Origin of the sequence: Komagataeibacter sp. FNDCF1, assembly GCF_021295335.1 — a bacterium.
Lineage (GTDB): Bacteria > Pseudomonadota > Alphaproteobacteria > Acetobacterales > Acetobacteraceae > Komagataeibacter.
Window position 1 is genome coordinate 2,597,213 of sequence record NZ_JAIWOT010000001.1, and the last position, 20,862, is coordinate 2,618,074.

The window sequence follows — 20,862 nt, forward strand, 5'->3', positions numbered from 1 at the left end:
ACCATTTTTTTCGAATTCTGTAACCGGTAGGGAAACCGCATTATGTTCCCTACCGGTAGAACAGTTTCAGGCTGTTCCCCGATTTCTACACGGTGATTCCTGTATTGTATGGAACTGATACAATGATCAGGTTGGATGGGGTGACAGGTGACTTTGCCACAGAACTTCTGATACCGATCATGTGACGTGGAACAGGCATGCCACGGCCTATGGCCTATGTGTCTTGCTTGCGTGTAGTAGACCTGCATGCGTAAAAGTATATCGAGACTGGCTGTTCTGGCGCAGGAACCCACACCGGCCCGGCACGCTAACACACTACCTGCATGTAATGCCTACCCAGGCGTCTGAGAACCTCCAGATATCGGGACAATATGATGGGGGTTAGTTCGATAATCTTGGTGGAGACATGACTCAATGCGTGCTGCTGTCCTGATAAGCGGCCTTGCGCTGCTGCCCTTTATGGCCCTACAGGCTCATGCTCAAAACGCCCCGGCAGGGCAGTCTTCCGTTGTCACGGGGGAATCCACCCATACCGTGTCTTCCGCACCCGTTCCGGCGGGACGGGGGAAACAGTTCGACGCCAACGGCATGTCGCTTTCAGGTAACCCTTCCATACTCACATGTCCGGTTGCCTCCTGCCCGACCAGAGATGCGGCCGGTGGGCCGGTCAGGACTGCGCTGGCCATTTACGGACAGACCACTTTGGCCAATCCGTGGGAATATGAACTCTATTCCGGTCTATATTCAAATACCGGACGTGGCAGTTCAACAGATCCCAAACTGATCGCGGCACCCGGCGCCAAGATGGCGGCCTATTTCGGGTTGATGCAGGGACAGAACAGTGGCCCCGGCTGGGGTCTCAACTGGAATATCCTGCGCAATGCAGTGCCCGGCGGCATCAATTCCCTTTATGGGCAGCCCGGCAGTGGGACACCCGGAAAACCGGGTGCCATGGATGACGCCATGTCTACCATCGGGGCCGAAGGTGATATCTCCAACTGGCAGGGTGACACCGACACGCATAATGCGTTTGTGGTTAATCTGTTCCTGAATACAACAAGCCGCTATACTTCCACGGCAGGTATTTATCTGGGGGCATCACCGGGGCAGACCGTGGCCTCTTATCATACAGGAATATATTTCGGCGGGAAAAATAATGGTGGGACAGCCGATAGTGTATCCGGTCAGACCATATGGGATCGAAGCGGTGCGAATTACGGTTATTATGCGATGGGAAATCATGCAACGGCTGCCTTTTTCGATCAGTCCACAGGCCAGAATGGTCTCCTGATAACCGGGACAAAGACCGGGCAGGATATATGGCTCAATACATCATCCAGTATTGGTGCCTATATCAGTGGCTCCCATCTTCATGGTGACCTGAATATCAGAACATCGTCCCATGATGCCATTACTATTGCAGGAACACACACAGGTTCCGCATTTTCGGATGCGTCAACGTCAGCATCAGCCGGTCTGATGCTGAACGGGAAATACAGTACGGCAGCCATAAATACGGCCCGTGCCGACACGCCGGTCGCAATCAACCTGGCCAAAGGACAACGGGCCTGTTTCAACGACGGTGCGAATTGCGTGATGTTTGACGGATCAAAACTGGTTTACATCGTTGGTACGACACGGGTCGCGTCCATTGATAATAATGGCAACATGGTTATCAAGGGAACGCTGACACAGTCTGGTCGGCCCTAGCTTTTCCTGAACATGAGATATCCGGGCCCAGCTCGCCTTCCGTGCGTTCCGTGTGGTGGGAAAAGCTCTTCCTGACCGTGCGGCTGCTGCTGCCCGCTTCGGTTTCCTCTGGACTGTCTGTGACACAACGGGCCCGAATGGCCGATGACTTCGGCTTTCTGTGTATCAGGATATATGAAGGACCTGTGAACCGCCTGCACCCGCCTGACATGGCAGTTTTTTCAAAGCCCTGTCATTATCGAAACATAATGACAGGGCGTATGATCAATTTATTACTTCTATAGAAATCATGTCAGAGAATAGGAATTTCTGGAATCCTTGGATTGACCTGCGCCATCAATGGTTTTCAGAAGACGACCATAAAATTCCAGCAGATCCCGACCCTGATCATTCGCGCTTCTCAATGTCGGCAATACTTTGGGAGGTTCCAGATACTGTTCCGGGTTGGCGTCAATTTTTCTCAGTACCTGTTCCAGTTCCTCGGTATTGCTTACGTCGATGACAAAACCGTTCTGGCCATTCTCGACATTTTCGCCCATGGCCCCCCGGTCGCCTGCGATCACCCACAAACCATGGGAAGCCGCTTCGCGTGAGACCAGACCAAAGCTTTCCGGCCATGTAGAAGGTGCCAGCAGGACGTCCAGCCTGTCATAGAGCGCCCCGATACGGTCAGCCGGGATCTTGCCGGTAATGGTGACAGGCGTCGTGCCCCATACGGTCTGTATGCTGTCACCCGTATCGCGCGCCAGTTCAATAACGGTCAGATCAAGGTTCTTGAACCTGTTGGTCCGCAGCACGGACTCGATCATGTATACGCCCTTATGTGCCTGGGTGCCGCCAACGTGACCAAGCTGCACGCGGGTGTGGGGCTGTTTCGTCTTTTCCGGCTGGAAGGAGGAAACGCCATTGGCAATGGTTTCCACTTTGAAACCGGCATCCCGGAACAGTTTGGCGAAGGGTTCGGATACAGAAAGCAGGGCTTCCGCGCCATGAAGGACATGGCGGCAGCGCATGGCCCGTTCCAGGCTGCGTGGCAACCCGATCCGACGGGAAAATGTCTGTCGGGAAGGGTCGGGCGAAAGACTGGCGCTGCTGCCATCTTCTTCTGTCAGGAACGAGAAGTCTGACAGCCACCATGCATCATGAAGCGTGATGACGTAGGGAATGCGCAGGGCCAGACAGGCTTCGGCCACAGCGATGGACAGGCGCTGGAGGCAATGAATATGCACCAGATCCGGTGACATCAGTTTCAGGACGCGACGCGTATAGGCATCCACGTCCGAATTGTACATACGCCAGTCCATATCGATTTCTTGTGGCGTCGCGATCTGAAAAACGGGAATGCCTTTCCATGCATCGCATCGTACCATGCTGCAATAGCTGTTTTCATCATCTGACGCCAGAACGGCCAGATCATACCGATCGTGCGCATGATCAAGCATGTACTGCATGTTATCGGTCAGCACACGGGTAGCACCCCCGATAATCTGCGGGGGGGCAAACACGTTGGCATAGAGTATCCGCTTGCGGTTGACAGCGGACGGTACAATCGGGGCCTTGACCGCAGCAACGGCCTGTTCATCCGATACAAGCATTGATTTCAGGTCAAGCCGGGCAGCATTGCCAACCTGTGTGGCCAATGTCCTGTCCTGTAATATCCTGTCAACCGCCGCTGGCAGGGCAGGCGCATTGGGCACGACAAGGACATTGGCGCCGTCTGTCAGCCTGGAGTGCAGTCGCTCGTTGCTGACTATGGCAGGAATACCGAACCACGCCGCTTCCGCCCAATGGGAACGATAATATTCCCGGCTACCTGAAAAATCGACAACCAGATCAACAGCCGCGGTCAGTGCCAGTGCCTCGTCAGGCTGCATTCTGGCATTGATGACCGTCACGCGACTGTCAAAGGAGCGGAATTCGTTTTCCGCAGGCAGATTTCCATCAATGATCAGTTCAACCTGATCGTGGTTTTTCAGAACCTGCACCAGCGCCCGGGTCAGATCATCAATGGCGCGCAACTGTTCCGGAGACAGGTTGGCCTGTCGCCCATGGCGCAGCTGGCGCGGTATCGGACGGCCACGGGCGTAGACCAGAATCCGTACCGTATCACCGGGCGCGGACGGTAATTTACGAATGGCGTTCGTTGCCGCGGATACCCCTGCGACCACGTGGCCATCAGGCACGACATCTGCCAGTGCGGGTACGAAGGCAGGCGCCGTGCTGACACAGGAATCACATAGCCGTCCGCTATAGACTTCACGTAACGTGATGGATTTCCGGAATCCTTCATGCTTACGGACGAAATCGCTCCATGCCAGTTCCGACAGGTCCAGCTGGGCTGAAGGCAGGACGCCAAGGCTTCCTGTCCATGACAGGGTGGGAATGCCGTAACCGCGTGCAAAAAGTACCGTATCGATAACCAGGGAATCGAGCTCGACTTCATGCAGGATCAGCAGCGAGGCGCCTGGCAGGCTCTCGGTCAGCAGTTGGACATGATGGCGCGGAAAGACAATAACCTTTCTTATCGTATCATCGGCATTCCGCAGTTCCAGTTCCCATTTGACCCGTTCCGACACATTTGTCTGGACCCGCATGAGTATCGGGCCATCCGGACGGCAGAGTTTCAGGCCCGAGGGAACGCTTCTGGCCATTATCGGAATAAACTTGTCCAGGAAATGGCTGAATTTGGTTTCAGGCTGCCCCACGGGCGGGTAATCGGGATTCCACATCGCCAGTGAAGTCGCAGCCTCACTGTCAAACCAGAGACGGAACAGATTCTCCCGCGCCATGCGCCAGGGCTGCATGCGCTTCCAGATCTTTTCGCCTTCTTCCAGGAATTTCAGACCTGTCTGAAAGGCGCCAAGCTGTGCCGCAACCTGCATACCGTTGATATAGTTCCAGCGATCAGGATAGGGACTGGCAATTCCTTTCAGATATGCCGCCATTGCGGCCTGCAGGCGGCCCCTCTGGCGTTCCATATCACCCAGCTTGTGCCATACGCTCCCGGCTGGCGCGCCATTCTCAAGTGCGCGGTACAGGGATTCCTGTGCCAGTTCATCATTACCCCGCTGGAGCGCGAAGTCCGCATGCAGGCGCCACAGGCTGCCGCTGCCATCACCGGAGATCACGCCTTCATGGCTGGCTTTATCAGATGTCAGGAAAGCAGCCAGAATGTCGCCACGGGTAGTTTTGGTACCTGCAAGAACCGGGTTCTGTTTACGGAACAGATCCGCATCAAACGCGGATGGGAAACTGCGTTGCCCGATGAGCGCCTGCAGCATCTCGCTTTCCGATGTCGGTTCATCGTCCGCATAACCATGCGTAAGCCAGTGACGGTAAGCGCTCTCGTCGCTTGCCTGTGCCAATCGGGGGTGGCGCTGACGGTAGAAATCCGCATCGAATATTGAATTCAGTGAAAGGGGTGCAAGGCGTGTGACGCCCTTCTGTGCAAAGACGATAACGGCCTGCGCCAGACTTTTACAATAACCGGCCCATTTATGGTTGAGCGCATTGAATTCCACAAGGTTCAGGACATCCAGCCATTTGGCGGGCAGCAGGTCGTAACGGGCCAGAAAAATGTCACATGCGGAATGGCCTTTCTGCCACTGCTCCGTTTCAGCCGTGGTGAAAGCCAGCCTGTCCTGAAAGGCCAGTTCCTCAAATTCATTCCTGCATTTCTGGATCTGATCTACGGTCAGCGGGGAGGCGTTGTCCTCATCTGACTGTACATAGCCCCTTTCTAGGAACAGGCGCGCATTCTTCCATTTCAGATTTTCATCGGGAGTGAGATATCTCGTCCGGGCTTCCGCCAGTGCGGCCCGCATTTCGGCTTCGCAGCCATAGCGTCCGACAAGGCGGCCATGCTCCAGGTAATGGGTTTTCAGCGCCTCGTCATCTGGCAGTTTTCTGAGATCGGGATAGAAATCACGATAGAAAACGGGATCAAACGATGCCAGAGGAGAAGCCGTTTTTTTGGAAATGTTTTCCTGGATATTCCTGATGGCATGCCGTGCGTCTTTGGTACGCCTGACAATGAACTGGCCGATACTCTTGCCAATGTTCCTGTTCTTGCGGTCATGACTGCGCCTGGCATTCGTGGCGATAATGGACCCCGGAATCCAGTAATCCCCTGCTTTCGCCCTGACATAGAGTTGCGCGTCATCCAGGGAAGGGTCAATCAGCAGGACTGAACGGGTCTGTCCGGTAACCGCATCGACTTCGTAAATATCCGCGGCCATCTCCCGGATGGTATTCATGTCGGGATTGGTAAAGCGGTTGATCAGAACATCCGTAAAGGAAGACCATTCCCGAACGGCCGCCATCCACAGAAGCACAATATCCGAAGGTGTATCGTGACTGGCTGCCAGAATACGGGGGGCGGGGTGATTGGGGGGGACTTCCGTGGCCACCTGATAATCAGGCTGCATCTGGCCATCACGTTCGCAATAGCCCAGCAACGGACCAAAGGTCGGATGCTTGAAGAACATTTCAAGCCAGGCATAGCTGTCGGTCAGTGATTTTGGCAGCGTGTCCGCAGAGAGGATCACATCCTTGCAGAAGTCGATATGCGGAAGGGCCGATATGCTGTTCAGCGCATAATTGGCATTACTTGAAATGCAGTTGAACCCGATAGGGGGGACATCACCGAGACCTTCCTGCAGGAAGAACGTATTGAGGTCACGGACAACCGTTCCTGAATAGCCGACATCACATATCGTGGCGCCATCATTGTCCAGCAGCCCGCATTCCCGAAAGTGGCGCAGGGCACGGGACCGTTTGTCCAGGATGGAACGCCTGATCTCCTGTGTCAGGCCGGCGGCGACATATGCTTCCTGTACAATAAAGGTATCTTTGTCCGAACTGTATTCACGGTCCGTCAGGCTGGATGGTACAACCTCTATGCCCAACAGCGCTGATATCTGTTTTGGCGTTGCCTTCCCCTGCAGCAGCCAGAAGGCATGCCCGATGGACTGGACAAGCCAGTCGGTATTGAAATTGACGTTCAGCCAGCACGAAATCGCACGGCTGATAAACAGGTCCGCTGAATCAATCTGCGGAAAATATTGATGCAGAAGGGGATTTTTCCATGTCTGCAGGACCTGATGGATCAGGTAGCCATCACGGCTGAGGAAAAACAGCGTATTGCGGTCATTGTCTTTTGTATGAAAGACGGTCTGCGCGACAAACAGCTTGATGAGGGCGGCGATATCCTGATGGACATCCGCATTATGACCGTATTCAGGTGGGTGAAGTTTCAGGCTCTCATGATGGTCGACATGAATGCCGGTAATCCCCAGCTTGCGCGGATTGGCAACGTCAGATGCGGTATTGTCACCGAAATGCGTCAGTTCGGCAGATTGCAGGCCATGCTCCTGGCAGACATGCGTAAAAAGACTGCCTGTCTGTTTGGTTTTGTTGACCGTGGCGGATACGTAAACGTCATCAAACAGATCCAGTAGTCCGACATTGGCCAGAACCTGCCTGATCTCCCCGGTGGAGAAATACATGTCGGAGATGGCGATTATTTTCTTGCCCGCTTCTTTCAGGCGTTCGAGCAGGGCACGGGCGCCATCAACAGCAGACAGATTGCGAAAATCGACATCGAATTCGAACGCCGCTATACGGGCGCCCATGGCTATGGCTGCATCTTTTTCAGGCAGATAGGTGGACATGACCTCGGCCCAGACATTGGCCAGAGGGGGTTCTTCCACCGGATCACCCTCTCCGAGCTTCAGCATGTCGGTTGCGGCGTAACGCCGCTGTGTCAGGTCGGCGATGGAGTCGGTCTGATAGCGCCCGACCTGTGTCAGGGCATAGGCGCTTGCCAGATCATGAACCTGAAAAACAGAAAGATATTTTCGATAGATGAGTGTATCGAATAGATCAAAGGAGACTGTTTCCGATGCGATATCAGATATCGCAATGTCAGAAAGTGATTTTACCTTGTCCATTTTTCCGTTCACAATAGTAACCAGCCATATTTAATTCGGGATCATTTAGCGGGTAGTGTAACCAGATTGTTATAGTCGACATTATACTGGCTGAGTTCAATCTGTGGCGGTTGCCAGGACGGCGCCAGAAGATAGGCACGCTGGTAGGCACAGGCCGCTTCTTCATGGCGTTTGAGCATTTTCAGAACATGGCCAAGATGCAGATGGGCGGCAGCATTGAAGGGTTCAGCCGACAGGGCCCGCCTGTATGCCAGTTCCGCGTCTATCAGATTGCCTGTTTCTTTCAGGGCATGGCCATACTGTAGCCAGAGATCCGTGCGCTCGGGTATCAGTTGCATTGCATTGCGGTATGCAGTCGCTGCCCGCGTCCAGTCCTGACGGTCCCGTGCGGCATCGCCCTCCCTTGCAAAGGCACGCCCACGACGGCGACGTATTGCGGGAATCATCATAATCATTTCGGCAGACATGACTAATTCCTTACTTTAACTCATCAAATCGCGGATAAACGAAAGTCTGTATTTTTGATGAGCGGGGGGGGAATGTCAAGGCGGAGAGCCTTCCGGAAGTGTTTGGAAGATTCCTTGATCAACTGGTTGCAAATTTATTTAAATCTGAAGGGCTGATCACGTTTTTTATTATAATATAGAAGGGGAAGAACGGGATACCTTCCGTACGAATTCAGAAATGGCAGGTCCGTTTTATTATCAGCGCAGACTGCCCGACCGGCTTTCGGGTCCATGAACCCGAAGCGGTATGTCGCATCCCTGCCCGTACCTCTGTCGGGTCATGCGGGGACCGGCAATGTGTTCCTTACACATTACAACCGGTGCCCTGCACAGTGTTTTGTCTCCGCCATCTGAGCCGAGGACTAAGGCCCTGTTCTGGCGATGGAACCTGCTTCCAATCGCAAACTATTGAACCAGGATATATTTCCGTGATTTTATGGTCAGGACAAACCCGATGATCAGCAACACGATTGTAATCCAGGTATCGTAAAAGATGTCATAATGGGCGTGGGCGTTCAACCCGAACTGACCTTCCCGGATCATTTCAATATTATCAACACTGGGCGAACACATCATCGCTGCTCTGTATTGGGCAGGGATCCAGTTTACCATTGTAAAGGCACCGGTAAACGGGAGTGAAAGATAACTGAAAACCTGCATGATTTTCTCAACGAATTCAGACATTTCACTTAGCGAAGCGAAAATCATGCCAATCGCCGTACAGAACAGCATCTGGTAAAATATCCCCACATACAATATTCCATAATATTGTGGTGGCTTCATGTATCCAAAAAACACGGCCCCCAGCACAACCAGTATGCCGGCCATGAGCGTTCCAATCAGTTCCAGCGCGACACGAGCCAGGATAATGGTTAATGGCGTGACCTGTCGATGGAACAGCAGGCTTCCGTTCGCATTGAATGCCTTGACCGATTGCAGCAGGCAGTGGCGGAACATGGTCAGGGGCACATAGCCGGTCACGACAATAGCCGTCATGGGCAGGCCATATTCATGCGATGGCCGTATCAGGGTCCACATGATGGTCACGCCGCCACAGAAGAGTACCGGCTCCCCCAGCACCCATAGGAAGCCCAGGTTATCCCGCCCATAGCGCGTATGAATTTCGCGCATGATCAGGGCATAGATGACGCGCGCCTGCAGTGTGAGAAGTCCTCTCACTTGACGTAGGGTCTGCAAAATTTTCATACTGTTTATGTCTTCCTACCTGTCCCCAGGACGCCTGAATGCAGCCCCCGTGTCTTTCAGTCAATCAGGATGCTGCAACAGGCGGATGCCAGTTAAGGTTACGGTTGCCATTCAGTGGTTGCTATCAGAAACATGATGGCCAGTGTTGATCTGATCCACGGGAAAACGAATAATACGCCTCCTCCCCCTCTGTCCAGAGTTTACCGCCAGGGAATGGCCGTCAGGACAGGCGGGCGGGTATCGTATCCGACAGAGCGGCATGATCACGAAGGCCACTGTCAGGCCATGCCGCCCTTCATCGCATCGTGATCATTCAGATACGTCGTGGAGGATATCCTGCTTGGTCGGCTCCCCGACCGGATCTGCATGCCACACAGGCCATATCAACCGTGACGCCCTGCCGGCAGCAGGCGAAGATAGGCGGGACCGAACGGGCTGTATGCTGCATCCTGCCGGCCAGCAGACCATGGATGTGAAGGCATGCCTGTTCATGATGGTCGGGCGTCACGATATTCCCGATGTTACCCTGGTCACATTGCCGCGCCTCAGTAACAGCTGGTTTTTCCGGAAACTTGTCCTTCAGGGTTGCCTGAAGGCGGCAGGGATCAGTCTGCTGTCTTATGATTTCCACATATTAAGCAGAAGTTTCCCTATGGAATAGAGGACGAAGAACCCGAATAATGCGATTGCCAATACCAGTATATTCATTGGATACGCAGGCCAGTCCGCGGCATTCGGGCGATCGATTTCATCAACGTAAATTTTATTCTGGTCCGCCTGTTGCTTCGCCATTTCAAGAGAACCGACATTACTTATAAGAATGCGCTGCTGTATGTTCCGCTGCAGCATCAGATCTTCATATCCGGTGATCTTGGGCACAAGGGACTGTCTTGATCCGGTAAGATTACTTTGTGATTTTTCGATCTGGTCAGTCAGAATGTCGACCTGATGCTGGTAGCCTGGTATCAGCGGGCTGGCCGGTGCGAATTTCTGAAGCTGATTCAGCTTCATCTGTGTAGAGGTAAGTGTATTGCGCAGGTTATTGACAAAGTTCAGCATGGGGCCGGACTGGGTCAATGGATCAATCAATGCGGCGACATTACGGTATTGTGCCAGTTTCTGGTTGATATTATCCAGTTTGGCCTGCGCATCGTTTACTTCCGCGGCAGAGACACGGATCAGGTTTTCCCGCTGGCGCTGATTGATCTGATTGATCAGTTCTTCACCGGCATCCAGCAGGGCACGGGCCACTTTCTGGGAATCGGCTGCCCGGAAAGTCCGTACTTTCAGAATGCTGATATGTGTTTCCGAACTTTGCTTGACCGATATGTGGTGCTTGTAATACCGGTAGAAATGCTCGAATTCGCCTGAAAACAGGGATCGCGAGTACCGGGCGATGAAATCGGCTTCCGGTCGCGAATAAATATCAAGAAGCTGCTCCTGCCTGAGAAGCAGGCTGGCAGCATCGCGTGACTCCATGTAATCCTGCACCACGAAAGCATTTTCCGTAGGGCTGCCTTCGGAACTGGGTTGCAGGATGCTGCTGATGGAAATGCCTGACTGGCTGGAATTACCCCGCACGATAAAATGTGCCTCGGAGACATACTGCGGCGTCGCAAGCAGGGTCAGATACAGGAAAATCAGAAATGTTGGAAAAAATACAAATATTATTAAGTATTTATGCCGGTAAATCTTATTTTTCACATGGTCGGTCGGAAGCATGTGCTGTGACCCGGTATGCGCGATGGATGCATCGTCATTCATGAATTATCATTCCAATATTAATTGGATATATCAGGAGATGACGGGCACGGAACACCAGAGGGAATATGGTTTGTGAAGCCATTCATCATTTGGCGATCCATGCTGCTGTAATTCCTGGTGCGATGATTGTGCTGATCAGGCCAAAGAACTTGTAGAACTTGTTGCTGGACGAATTGGCGATGTAGATGAGGTCCCTGTCCTGCATCCTGAATTTCTGGGCCAGGAAGTAGTTGCTGGGGTTCATCATGTCCAGTTGGTAGACGACGGGCGCCGTGGCTGCGTTCTGGTCGACCGCCATGCCGAGGTGGCGCAGGACACCGGCATTCTCGAAGCGGAAAAGATAGACGGCATTGGGGTCCGCCCGGGTGTCGATCGGCCCGCCCGCGCGCGATATGGCCTGCGCCATGGTCAGCACGGGTGTGCGGAACTGTATCTGGGTGACCTGGCCACTGGCCCCGAACACCGTATAGCTGCGCGGCCGCAGGGTCAGCTGGATCCTGTCGCCCGCCTGCATCACGATATTCTGGTCAGGATCGTTTTCAATGACCTGGAGCGGCATTTCGGCCACCTGCCCGTTGCGTGTCAGCTGCACCACGTAATCCGCATCCGCCTGCTCGGTATGCGTCTCCCCCCCGGCCAGCGCGATGACGTCGAGGATGCGTTCCCTGTTGGGGGTCAGAGGAACCCGGCTGGGCTGGCGCACATTGCCATACACCATGACGGAGTTGGCAATGTCCGAAAGGATGCGGACCACGACCTGCGGGGCCTGGGATTTCTGCTTCAGCCTGTCCGTGACGGCCTGGGCGACCTGGCTGGTGGTCAGGCCGGCCACGGGGATCTGGCCGGCAAAGGGGATCTCGATGATGCCGCTCCCATCCACGCTGACGGGGGGCAGGCTGGCTGTCGTGGACGGGGTGGGCGTGGCGTTGGTGCCACTGGCGCTGGCCGCGGCCATGCTGCTGCTGCTGGGACTGAAGAGGCCACTGCCGATTTCGTATATCGAGATCTGCAGGATGTCGCCCGGCCCCACCGTGTCGTTGCGCGTCGGGTGCGTCAGCGGATGGTCCGCATCAAGGCTGCTGAAGCGGGGCGGGGCCTCGTTGTCCAGAAGCGCTATGAGTTCCGGGCTCACCTGGACAATCCCGTAGCCCATCGTGTTCTTCTTCGGGTCCCGCTGCGCCCGGTTCACCTGGTATTCCGTCGGCCCGCTGTCAGGCAGCGCATTGCAACCGCACAGAAGCATGAGGGCCCCACCCATGGCAATGAGGCGTCCTCTCCGTTGCGTGCAGGGGTGAACTGGACCCAAAAAATTCGGGAAACAGAAAATAGCCAAAACGACACCGCAGATGAAGGTTATGGTAACGGAAAGATACAGTTCAGAACAGAAGACAATCCGCGCACCGCATTTCAGGATGGCAAAAAGGAGAGGCCGGGAAAGCGGTTTCTATCAAATTATATTTTATCTGCCTATAGACAATATCGTACTGCGACAGGGGCGGAAAGTGTACAGGGCGCGCATTGCGACTTTCCGGTACATTCTACACAACTGGACTTGACCTGGCTGGATGATTTTCTTGATGTCTTCTGGCCATTGCGGTGATGGCCAGACGGCTGCGGGACGTACCGCGCGCTGGTGGTTCCTGACGATTGCGCCGGTACATGCCCTCCCGATATGCGCCAGGGCATGCGGGCGGCTTTCACGTATCGGCCTGATCGAAACGGGCATGTCAGCGGGTGATGGCCGGGCTGACCTGTATGATCCGGCGCCGATCCTGTTCGGGTTCGGGGCCAACGGTGCCACTTTGCCTGCCAGTGGATATCCTGCCAGCGGGCACGGGTCTGTTTAGATGGTTGACGTTCACGAACCAAGGGCATATATTTGAAGGGCTCTGGGGAGTATATCATACGTCCGGAGTTCCCTCCTATCCGTCAAGCAGCATTAGCCGGTCTTCAATCAGAAACATGGTCAAGGCCCCGCGCTGTCAGCGCTCCTTGTTAAATTGATTGCTGTCTTGCCTTTCCTTCCGTGAACTGCCCACTTATAGGCATATCCTGCATGCAACTCGCCGAACTCAAGGCCAAATCTCCAGCAGACCTTCTGGCTTATGCTGAAAGTCTGAACATTGAAAACGCATCATCTCTTCGCAAGCAGGAGTTGATGTTCACGATCCTCAAGACCCTGGCCGACAATGACCAGGCCATCTACGGGGACGGCACGCTTGAAATCCTGTCCGACGGTTTTGGCTTTCTCCGTTCGCCGGAAGCCAATTACCTGCCCGGCCCGGATGATATCTACATCTCCCCCAGCCAGGTCCGCCGCTTCGGCCTGCGCACCGGTGATACGGTGGAAGGCCAGATCCGGGCCCCGCGTGATGGGGAGCGGTATTTTGCCCTGCTCAAGGTCAATGCGATCAATTTCGAGCCGCCCGAGGCGGTGCGTCAGCGCATCAATTTTGATAACCTGACCCCGCTTTATCCGGAACGCCGGCTGAAGATGGAAGTCGAGAATTCGGCTGTGGGCGGTGCTGACGAAGTGCCCCCCGGCGGCAAGGGGAAGGGCAAGACGCCCAACCGGGACTTCACGTCCCGCGTGATTGACCTGGTCTCTCCCATCGGCATGGGCCAGCGCGCGCTGATCGTGGCCCCCCCGCGTACCGGCAAGACCGTGATGCTGCAGAGCATCGCCTCGTCCATTTCCGCAAACCATCCCGAAGTCTTCCTGATTGTGCTGCTGATTGACGAGCGCCCGGAAGAAGTGACGGACATGGCCCGCTCCGTACGCGGTGAAGTGGTGTCCTCCACCTTTGATGAACCTGCGACCCGTCACGTGCAGGTTACGGAAATGGTTCTGGAAAAGGCCAAGCGTCTGGTCGAGCACAAGCGTGATGTCGTGATCCTGCTGGATTCGATCACCCGTCTGGCCCGTGCCTACAACACCGTCGTGCCTTCATCGGGCAAGGTGCTGACCGGTGGCGTGGATGCCAATGCACTGCAGCGCCCCAAGCGCTTCTTCGGTGCGGCCCGTAATATCGAGGAAGGCGGATCACTGACCATCATTGCCACCGCCCTGATCGATACCGGCAGCCGGATGGACGAAGTCATCTTCGAAGAGTTCAAGGGCACCGGCAACTCCGAACTGATCCTTGACCGCAAGCTGGCCGACAAGCGGACCTTCCCCGCCATCGACATCACCAAGAGCGGTACCCGTAAGGAAGAACTGCTGGTTGACCGGGCCGATCTTGCCAAGATGTGGGTCCTGCGTCGTATCCTTGCCCCCATGGGCACGATGGATGCGATGGACTTCCTGCTCGACAAGCTGAAATACAGCAAGACCAACCACGACTTCTTCGATGCGATGAATACCTGATCGCACCGGATGATCGTGACGACAGAAACCCCGGCCTTTCAGCCGGGGTTTTTTTATGTTCCGATGATGTTTTGGATAAAAGGACAGAAGTTTTTGGATGCCGCCTTTTTCAAAAAGGCGGCATTCTTTTGAAGCTTTTTGAAAAAAGCTTCACCAAAAACTTCTCTATGAAAGATTCAGGGTAACAGGATGGTGCTGCCCGTGGTCTTGCGGGATTCCAGGGCGATATGGGCTTGCGGCGCATCCTTCAGGCTAAAGGACTGGCCGATACGTGGTCTGATCACGCCTTTTTCCACCAGATCGAATAGCGCCCGTGCAGCATGGAGCAGGGCAGGGCGCTGGGCAATATAGGTCATGAGCAGGGGGCGTGTCAGGAACAGGCTGCCATGGGCCGCAAGGGTTCCGACATCCACCCCGGTCACGGCGCCCGATGCATTGCCGTAGCTGACCATCAATCCACGTGGCGCCAGGCAGGACAGGCTGGTCTCGAATGTTGCCCTGCCGATGCTGTCATAGACAACCGGCAGCATGCGGCCGCCCGTCAGGTCACGCACCTGTTCGGTCACGTGCTCCGTACCGATAATGACATCCGCCGCGCCATTCGCCCGCGCCAGTTCGGCCTTGGCCTCGGTCGAGACGACACCGATGACCCGTGCCCCAAGATACCGCGCCCACTGGCACATCAGCAGGCCAACACCACCGGCGGCGGCATAGACCAGTATGTCCTCGCCCGGCTGGACGCAGTGAACCTCACGCAGCAGCATGTGAACGCTCAGGCCGCGGAGCATGATGGCGGCAGCGGTATCGAACCCGATGGCATCGGGCAGCGGGACGACGCGGTCCGCCGCAATGGCGCGGAACGTGGCATAACCACCGGGCGTGGCGGGATAGGCCACCCGCATGCCGGGATGGATATCGTGCACATCGGCGCCGACGGCCGTGACCGTGCCGGCCCCCTCCATGCCGGGAATGGCGGGGAGGGCAGGGAATTTGTACAGGCCGCTGCGGAAATAGGTATCAATGAAATTGACCCCGACCGCTTCCTGCCGCAGGACAATTTCATTGGCCGCAGGGGTGGGAACGGGCAGTGTTTCGACATGGAGGGCGTCGGGGCCTCCATAATCATGCACGCGAATGACGGTATTCATCATGGTATTGGTCCCGGTGAATGGATCAGGGCTTGGGGGTGATGCACAGTATTTCCAGATCACGCAGGAACTGCCGGTCACGCGCGCCTTCTTCCCCCGGATAGGTCTCGGGGTCGTAATCCGGACAGTCATCCAGATCAATGCGGTGGCAGGGGATCAGGATGGGAACGGGGTTCTCTCCACACGCGCTGATAATGGTCTCGGGCGAGACATCGGCCAGGCGGGCCGCATCCTTCCAGTAAACCTGCTGGCCTACGGGTATGGTCAGCATGAAGCGCCATGCCCTGACCTGTTCCGGGGTGCCATAAGGTTCCAGCGGCAGGGTGCATGCGGTGGCATCGCCATCAAAATAGGCATCCAGCCAGGCGCGGGCCTCCAGCAGCAGGGGGGTTTCTTCCTGATCGCGGCCCCAGCCCCAGTCCAGCGCGACAATTTTCCCGTCCTCGGCAGATACGGTCAGCGGCGCCAGTGGCGAATGCATTGAAAGTTGTGGCATGAGTCACCTTGATCAGGACAAAGAGGTGAACGATAACGCCGTTCCCGGAACTGGTAAAATGTCGATGGCCGTTATGGAGAGAGTCATGCAGGAAAGTGATGGCCATCCCCCTGTTATTTTCGCGCTGGCCAGTGGCCTGTCCCGTGCCGCCATTGCCGTGATGCGGCTGAGTGGCAGGGGTACGGGCCGGATTGTGAAGGACCTGTGTGGCCGTTTGCCCGAACCACGCCGCGCATCGCTACGGGGGTTATGGCGACGGGATGGCACGACACCGGTGCTGCTGGACCGGGCGCTGGTGCTATGGTTTCCCGGCCCCGACAGCTACACGGGTGAGGATGGTGCGGAACTGCACCTGCATGCGGGACCGGCTGTCATCAATGCCGTGGCCGATGCACTGGTGGCGCTTGGTGCGCGACCTGCGGAGCCGGGCGAGTTCAGTCGCCGTGCCTTTGCGCATGGACGCATGGATCTGATGCAGGCGGAAGGCATTGCCGACCTGATCGAAGCCGAGACGGAAGCCCAGCGCCAGCAGGCGCTCTCACAGCTTGATGGTGCCCAGAGCCGCCTGTACCAGAACTGGGCCGACAGGCTGCGGACCCTGCTGGCCCATCAGGAAGCATTGATCGACTTCCCCGATGAAGAACTGCCGCCGGAAGTGGAGCAGGAACTCTGCAATGGGTTGAAGGCGCTGCATGCCACCATGCTGGCCTGTCTGGCTGAAGGTGAGGGGGCGGAGCGGCTGCGGCGCGGACTGGTCTTTGCTATTGTGGGTGAGCCGAATGTGGGCAAGTCCAGCCTGCTGAATGCGCTGGCCGGTCGTGACGCCGCAATTGTCTCATCGCGCGCGGGCACGACGCGCGATGCGATCGAGGTGCGCATGGTGATGGGGGATGTGCCGGTAACGCTTGTCGATACCGCCGGATTGCGCGAAACAGAGGACGAGATCGAAGCCGAGGGCGTGCGCCGCTCACTGTTTCACGTGAAACAGGCTGATTGCGTGGTGCAGGTATTCGTGGGTGACCAGCCGCCACCCCCGCTGGAGGGGGCGGATATGCTGGTATGTAACAAGACGGACCTGCATCCGGCACCTTTGCGTGCAATTGGCATCAGCGTGCTCACGGATGGGGGGATGGATGTGTTAAGGAAGGCGCTGGCGGACAGGGCCCGTGCCCTGACGGCAGGCCGGGCCACGGCACCGTTTACGCGCGCGCGGCATCGCGCGGCGATAGAGGAAACGGTCCGGCATATCGGTCAGGCCCTGACCATGCCGTGGCCCGAGATGCGGGGGGAAGAAATGCGGCTGGCCATGCGCGCGCTGGGGCGCCTGACCGGAGCGGTGGATGTGGAAGCCCTTCTGGATACGGTGTTTGGCCAGTTCTGTATTGGCAAGTAGGAGTAAGGCGGGATGAAGCGCGCATATGATGTGATTGTCGTGGGCGGGGGACATGCGGGCTGCGAAGCCGCCGCCGCCGCCGCGCGCGCCGGTGCCCGCACGCTGCTGCTGACCCATCGCTCTGACACGATTGGCGTCATGTCGTGCAACCCGGCCATTGGGGGAATTGGCAAGGGGCATCTGGTACGTGAGATCGATGCGCTGGATGGCCTGATGGGTATTGCCGCCGACCGGGCCGGCATTCATTTCAAGCTGCTCAACCGCTCGAAGGGACCTGCAGTGCATGGCCCCCGCGCGCAGGCGGACCGCACGCTGTACCGGCAGGCCATTCAGGACCTGCTGGCCCGGACCGAAGGGCTGGACATCATTGAAGGTGCGGTGGGTGACCTGCTGGTGGATGGGCAGGGTCGCGTCGAAGGTGTGGTGTGCGAGGATGGTCGCAGCTTTGCCGCCGGTGCCGTAGTGCTTGCGACCGGCACGTTCCTGCGCGGCATGATCCACGTCGGACATGACAGCGAGCCGGCCGGCAGGGTAGGGGACAGGCCCGCCAATGCACTGGGTGTGCGGCTGGCGGCATTCGGGCTGCGCATGGGCCGCCTCAAGACCGGGACCCCGGCCCGGATTGCACGTGACAGCATCGACTGGGACAGCCTGCCCGAGGACCGGAGTGATGCGGTGCCTGAACCCTTCAGCCGCATGACGGACGTGCTGCCCAACCCCATGGTGTCATGCCGCATTACCGCCACCACGCCGCGCACGCATGAAATCATTCGCGAAAACCTGAAGCTTTCCGCACTGTATGGCGGGACGATATCGGGGCAGGGACCGCGCTACTGTCCCTCCATCGAGGACAAGGTCGTCCGCTTCGCCGGGCGGGAGTCGCACCAGATTTTCCTTGAACCGGAAGGGCTGCTCGGCAATCCGGATGGTGCGCTGGTCTACCCCAACGGCATTTCCACCAGCCTGCCTGAACATGTGCAGTTGGAAATGCTGCAGAGTATTCCGGGGCTGGAAAACTGCCGCATCGTCCGCCCGGGCTACGCGGTGGAATATGATTATGTCGACCCGCGTGAACTGGCCCCCACGCTGGAACTCAAGACCCTGCCGGGCCTGTTCCTGGCCGGTCAGATCAACGGCACCACGGGGTATGAGGAAGCTGGCGCGCAGGGCCTGATCGCGGGCATCAACGCGGCCCGTCATGCATCGGGCCAGGCAGGGGTGACCCTGGCCCGTGGGGATGCGTATATAGGCGTGATGATTGATGACCTGACCACGCAGGGTGTGTCGGAACCCTACCGCATGTTTACCTCACGCGCGGAATACAGGCTGACTCTGCGGGCTGATAACGCCGATCTGCGCCTGACCCCGCTGGGGCTGGAATGGGGATGCGTGCGGCCTGCGCGCGCGGCCCGTTTCAGTGCCGACCGCGCCGCGATTGATGCGGCAACGATACGGGCCCGCGCCGAGACCTATACGACGGACACCCTGCGCCGCGAAGGCGTGAATGTATCCGCCGACGGGCGCACCCGTTCACTCATGGACGTGCTGGCAACGGATGTGACGGCGCAGATCATTGCCCGCATCGCGCCATGGTTCGCGGACCTGCCGCCCCGTGTGGCGCAGCACCTGATGACCGAGGCCCGCTACAGCGGTTACATCGCTCGGCAGGAGCGCGAGATCCGCCAGCTTGCGGGCGAAAGCCGCATCACCCTGCCAACCGATCTCGATTACCGCCGGATCGGTGGCCTGAGCACGGAAATGCAGGAACGCCTTGCACAGGTCCGGCCCGTGACCTTTGGGGCTGCGCAGCGTATTCCGGGCATTACACCGTCTGCCCTGGTCGCATTGCTGGCACATGTGCGCCAGCGCCAGGTGGTGGCATGACGGGAGCGCAGGCCATGCCCCCCGGGATCGATGTTTCACGTGAAACACATGCACGGCTGGAACGCTATGCCGACATCCTGCTGCGCTGGAACCAGAAGATCAATCTCGTCTCCCCCCATGACCTGCCCCATCTGTGGTCGCGGCATATGGCTGACAGCCTGCAACTGGCGGAACTGATTCCGCCGGGTGGGGTCAGTCTGGTGGATATGGGGTCTGGCGGCGGCTTTCCGGGGCTGGTCATTGCCTGCGCAACCGATGCGTGTGTCACGCTGATCGAGTCCGACCAGCGCAAGGCCGCCTTCCTGCGTGAGGCGGCGCGTGTCGCGGGCGTGCAGGTCACGGTCTGCGCGCAGCGGCTGGAAAAGGCGGATGTGCAGCCCGCGCAGGTGGTGACGGCCCGCGCGCTGGCCCCGCTGCCACTACTGCTGGAATGGGGTTCGCGTTTTCTGCGACCCGATGGCTTCTGCCTGTTCCTCAAAGGGCGCAGCGCGGAAGAGGAATTGACCACGGCCCGTGCCGGTTGGCACATGGCGACAACCCGAATCCCGAGCCGCACGAATGCGGATGGTGTGATTCTAGAATTGAGCGATATCAGGCGTGTCAGAGACCACAACAATGAATGATACGGGAAGCGGGGCCCCATCTTCCCCCCGCATTATCGCGCTGGCCAACCAGAAGGGCGGCGTAGGCAAGACCACCACGGCCATCAACCTCGCAGCCGCCATGGCGACTTCGGGGCTGAAGGTCCTGCTGGTGGACCTGGACCCGCAGGGCAATGCTTCCACCGGGCTGGGCGTGGGTTATGATGCCCGCCGCAGCGGGACCTACGCCATGCTGGAAGATGGCGCGCGTGCAGCATCCGTGGTGCAGGATAGTGCCGTGCCCGGCCTGTCACTGATCGCGGCCGATACGGAACTGGCCGGGGCGGAGCTGGAACTGGTCATGGCCGAACGGCGTGAATACCGCCTGCGTGATGCGCTGGAGCAGATCAGCAGCGCGTATGACGTGGTGCTGATCGACTGCCCGCCTAGCCTGGGCCTGCTGACCCTCAATGCCCTGGTGGCTGCACAGTCGGTCCTTGTGCCCTTGCAGTGCGAGTTCTTTGCGCTGGAGGGGATCAGCCAGCTGGTGCGAACCGTAAACAGTGTCAGGCAGTCGCTCAATCCGGCCCTGAAGCTTGATGGCATTGTCCTGACCATGTACGACCGGCGCAACAACCTGTCGGAACTGGTGGCGGATGATGCCCGTAGCTTCTTTGGGGACAAGGTGCTTGAAACCCTGATCCCCCGCAACATCCGCATCTCGGAAGCGCAGAGCCATGGGCAGCCGGTCATGAATTACGACCAGCGCTCATCGGGTAGCCAGGCCTATCAGGCGCTGGCCGCTGAAGTTTCGGACCGTCTCGCCCTGCGTGCGGCCCGCAAAGGGAAGGCATAG

At 57.4% G+C, this 20,862-nt stretch carries 15 protein-coding genes; 8 read left to right on the plus strand and 7 right to left on the minus strand.

The annotated features are described in order from the left end of the window. Window positions 1–414 precede the first annotated feature (414 nt). Window positions 415–1,710, plus strand: a complete 1,296-nt coding sequence (locus tag LDL32_RS12270; RefSeq protein WP_233067311.1) for a hypothetical protein — start codon at window positions 415–417, stop codon at window positions 1,708–1,710. A gap of 287 nt (window positions 1,711–1,997) precedes the next feature. Here LDL32_RS12270 and LDL32_RS12275 read toward each other — a convergent pair whose 3' ends face one another. The 5 genes from LDL32_RS12275 to LDL32_RS12295 all read right to left on the minus strand — a co-directional run bounded on the left by LDL32_RS12275 (window position 1,998) and on the right by LDL32_RS12295 (window position 12,380). Further along, on the minus strand, window positions 1,998–7,661 hold the full coding sequence (locus LDL32_RS12275; protein ID WP_233067313.1) for a glycosyltransferase: 5,664 nt from the start codon (window positions 7,659–7,661) through the stop codon (window positions 1,998–2,000). A 41-nt stretch (window positions 7,662–7,702) separates the two neighbouring features. Next, window positions 7,703–8,110: a tetratricopeptide repeat protein gene (locus LDL32_RS12280; RefSeq protein ID WP_233067316.1), complete on the minus strand. Its 408-nt coding sequence runs from the start codon at window positions 8,108–8,110 to the stop codon at window positions 7,703–7,705. Window positions 8,111–8,572: 462 nt separating this feature from the next. Beyond that, window positions 8,573–9,373: an ABC transporter permease gene (locus LDL32_RS12285; RefSeq protein ID WP_233067319.1), complete on the minus strand. Its 801-nt coding sequence runs from the start codon at window positions 9,371–9,373 to the stop codon at window positions 8,573–8,575. Between the two features lie 618 nt (window positions 9,374–9,991). Continuing rightward, entirely contained in the window at window positions 9,992–11,137 is a 1,146-nt protein-coding gene (locus LDL32_RS12290) for a capsule biosynthesis protein (RefSeq protein WP_233067321.1), read from the minus strand. Window positions 11,138–11,222: 85 nt separating this feature from the next. Then, window positions 11,223–12,380 carry a polysaccharide biosynthesis/export family protein gene (locus tag LDL32_RS12295; protein ID WP_233067323.1) on the minus strand — a complete coding sequence of 386 codons (1,158 nt, stop codon included), beginning with the start codon at window positions 12,378–12,380 and terminating at the stop codon, window positions 11,223–11,225. Window positions 12,381–12,416: 36 nt separating this feature from the next. Between LDL32_RS12295 and LDL32_RS12300 the strand changes: the two genes are divergently transcribed. The 3 genes from LDL32_RS12300 (at window position 12,417) to rho (ending at window position 14,504) form a co-directional block, all read left to right on the plus strand. Further along, window positions 12,417–12,737 (plus strand): hypothetical protein, encoded by a 321-nt coding sequence (locus LDL32_RS12300; protein ID WP_233067325.1) that lies wholly within the window; start codon window positions 12,417–12,419, stop codon window positions 12,735–12,737. Further along, window positions 12,715–12,984 carry a hypothetical protein gene (locus LDL32_RS12305; RefSeq protein WP_233067328.1) on the plus strand — a complete coding sequence of 90 codons (270 nt, stop codon included), beginning with the start codon at window positions 12,715–12,717 and terminating at the stop codon, window positions 12,982–12,984. The genes LDL32_RS12300 and LDL32_RS12305 overlap by 23 nt, the downstream gene beginning before the upstream one ends. A 209-nt stretch (window positions 12,985–13,193) precedes the next feature. Continuing rightward, entirely contained in the window at window positions 13,194–14,504 is a 1,311-nt protein-coding gene (gene rho / locus LDL32_RS12310; RefSeq protein ID WP_233067330.1) for a transcription termination factor Rho, read from the plus strand. 176 nt (window positions 14,505–14,680) lie between these two features. On the opposite strand, the gene LDL32_RS12315 is transcribed toward rho, so the two are convergent. Both LDL32_RS12315 and LDL32_RS12320 read right to left on the minus strand, forming a co-directional pair. Then, the gene (locus tag LDL32_RS12315; RefSeq protein WP_233068877.1) at window positions 14,681–15,652 is read right to left on the minus strand and encodes a quinone oxidoreductase; all 972 of its coding nucleotides are present in this window, start codon (window positions 15,650–15,652) and stop codon (window positions 14,681–14,683) included. A 25-nt stretch (window positions 15,653–15,677) separates the two neighbouring features. Further along, the gene (locus tag LDL32_RS12320; RefSeq protein WP_233068879.1) at window positions 15,678–16,133 is read right to left on the minus strand and encodes a methylated-DNA--[protein]-cysteine S-methyltransferase; all 456 of its coding nucleotides are present in this window, start codon (window positions 16,131–16,133) and stop codon (window positions 15,678–15,680) included. 100 nt (window positions 16,134–16,233) lie between these two features. Between LDL32_RS12320 and mnmE the strand changes: the two genes are divergently transcribed. The 4 genes from mnmE to LDL32_RS12340 are packed head-to-tail and all read left to right on the plus strand — an operon-like array spanning window position 16,234 to window position 20,862. Beyond that, on the plus strand, window positions 16,234–17,541 hold the full coding sequence (gene mnmE / locus LDL32_RS12325) for a tRNA uridine-5-carboxymethylaminomethyl(34) synthesis GTPase MnmE (RefSeq protein WP_233067332.1): 1,308 nt from the start codon (window positions 16,234–16,236) through the stop codon (window positions 17,539–17,541). 12 nt (window positions 17,542–17,553) lie between these two features. After that, the gene (gene mnmG, locus LDL32_RS12330) at window positions 17,554–19,425 is read left to right on the plus strand and encodes a tRNA uridine-5-carboxymethylaminomethyl(34) synthesis enzyme MnmG (RefSeq protein WP_233067334.1); all 1,872 of its coding nucleotides are present in this window, start codon (window positions 17,554–17,556) and stop codon (window positions 19,423–19,425) included. Continuing rightward, window positions 19,422–20,048, plus strand: coding sequence for a 16S rRNA (guanine(527)-N(7))-methyltransferase RsmG (gene rsmG / locus LDL32_RS12335; protein ID WP_233067336.1), 627 nt, complete (start codon window positions 19,422–19,424; stop codon window positions 20,046–20,048). Before mnmG ends, rsmG begins: the two co-directional genes overlap by 4 nt. Then, a complete protein-coding gene (locus LDL32_RS12340; RefSeq protein ID WP_233067338.1) occupies window positions 20,041–20,862 on the plus strand; it encodes a ParA family protein in 822 nt (273 codons plus the stop codon). Before rsmG ends, LDL32_RS12340 begins: the two co-directional genes overlap by 8 nt.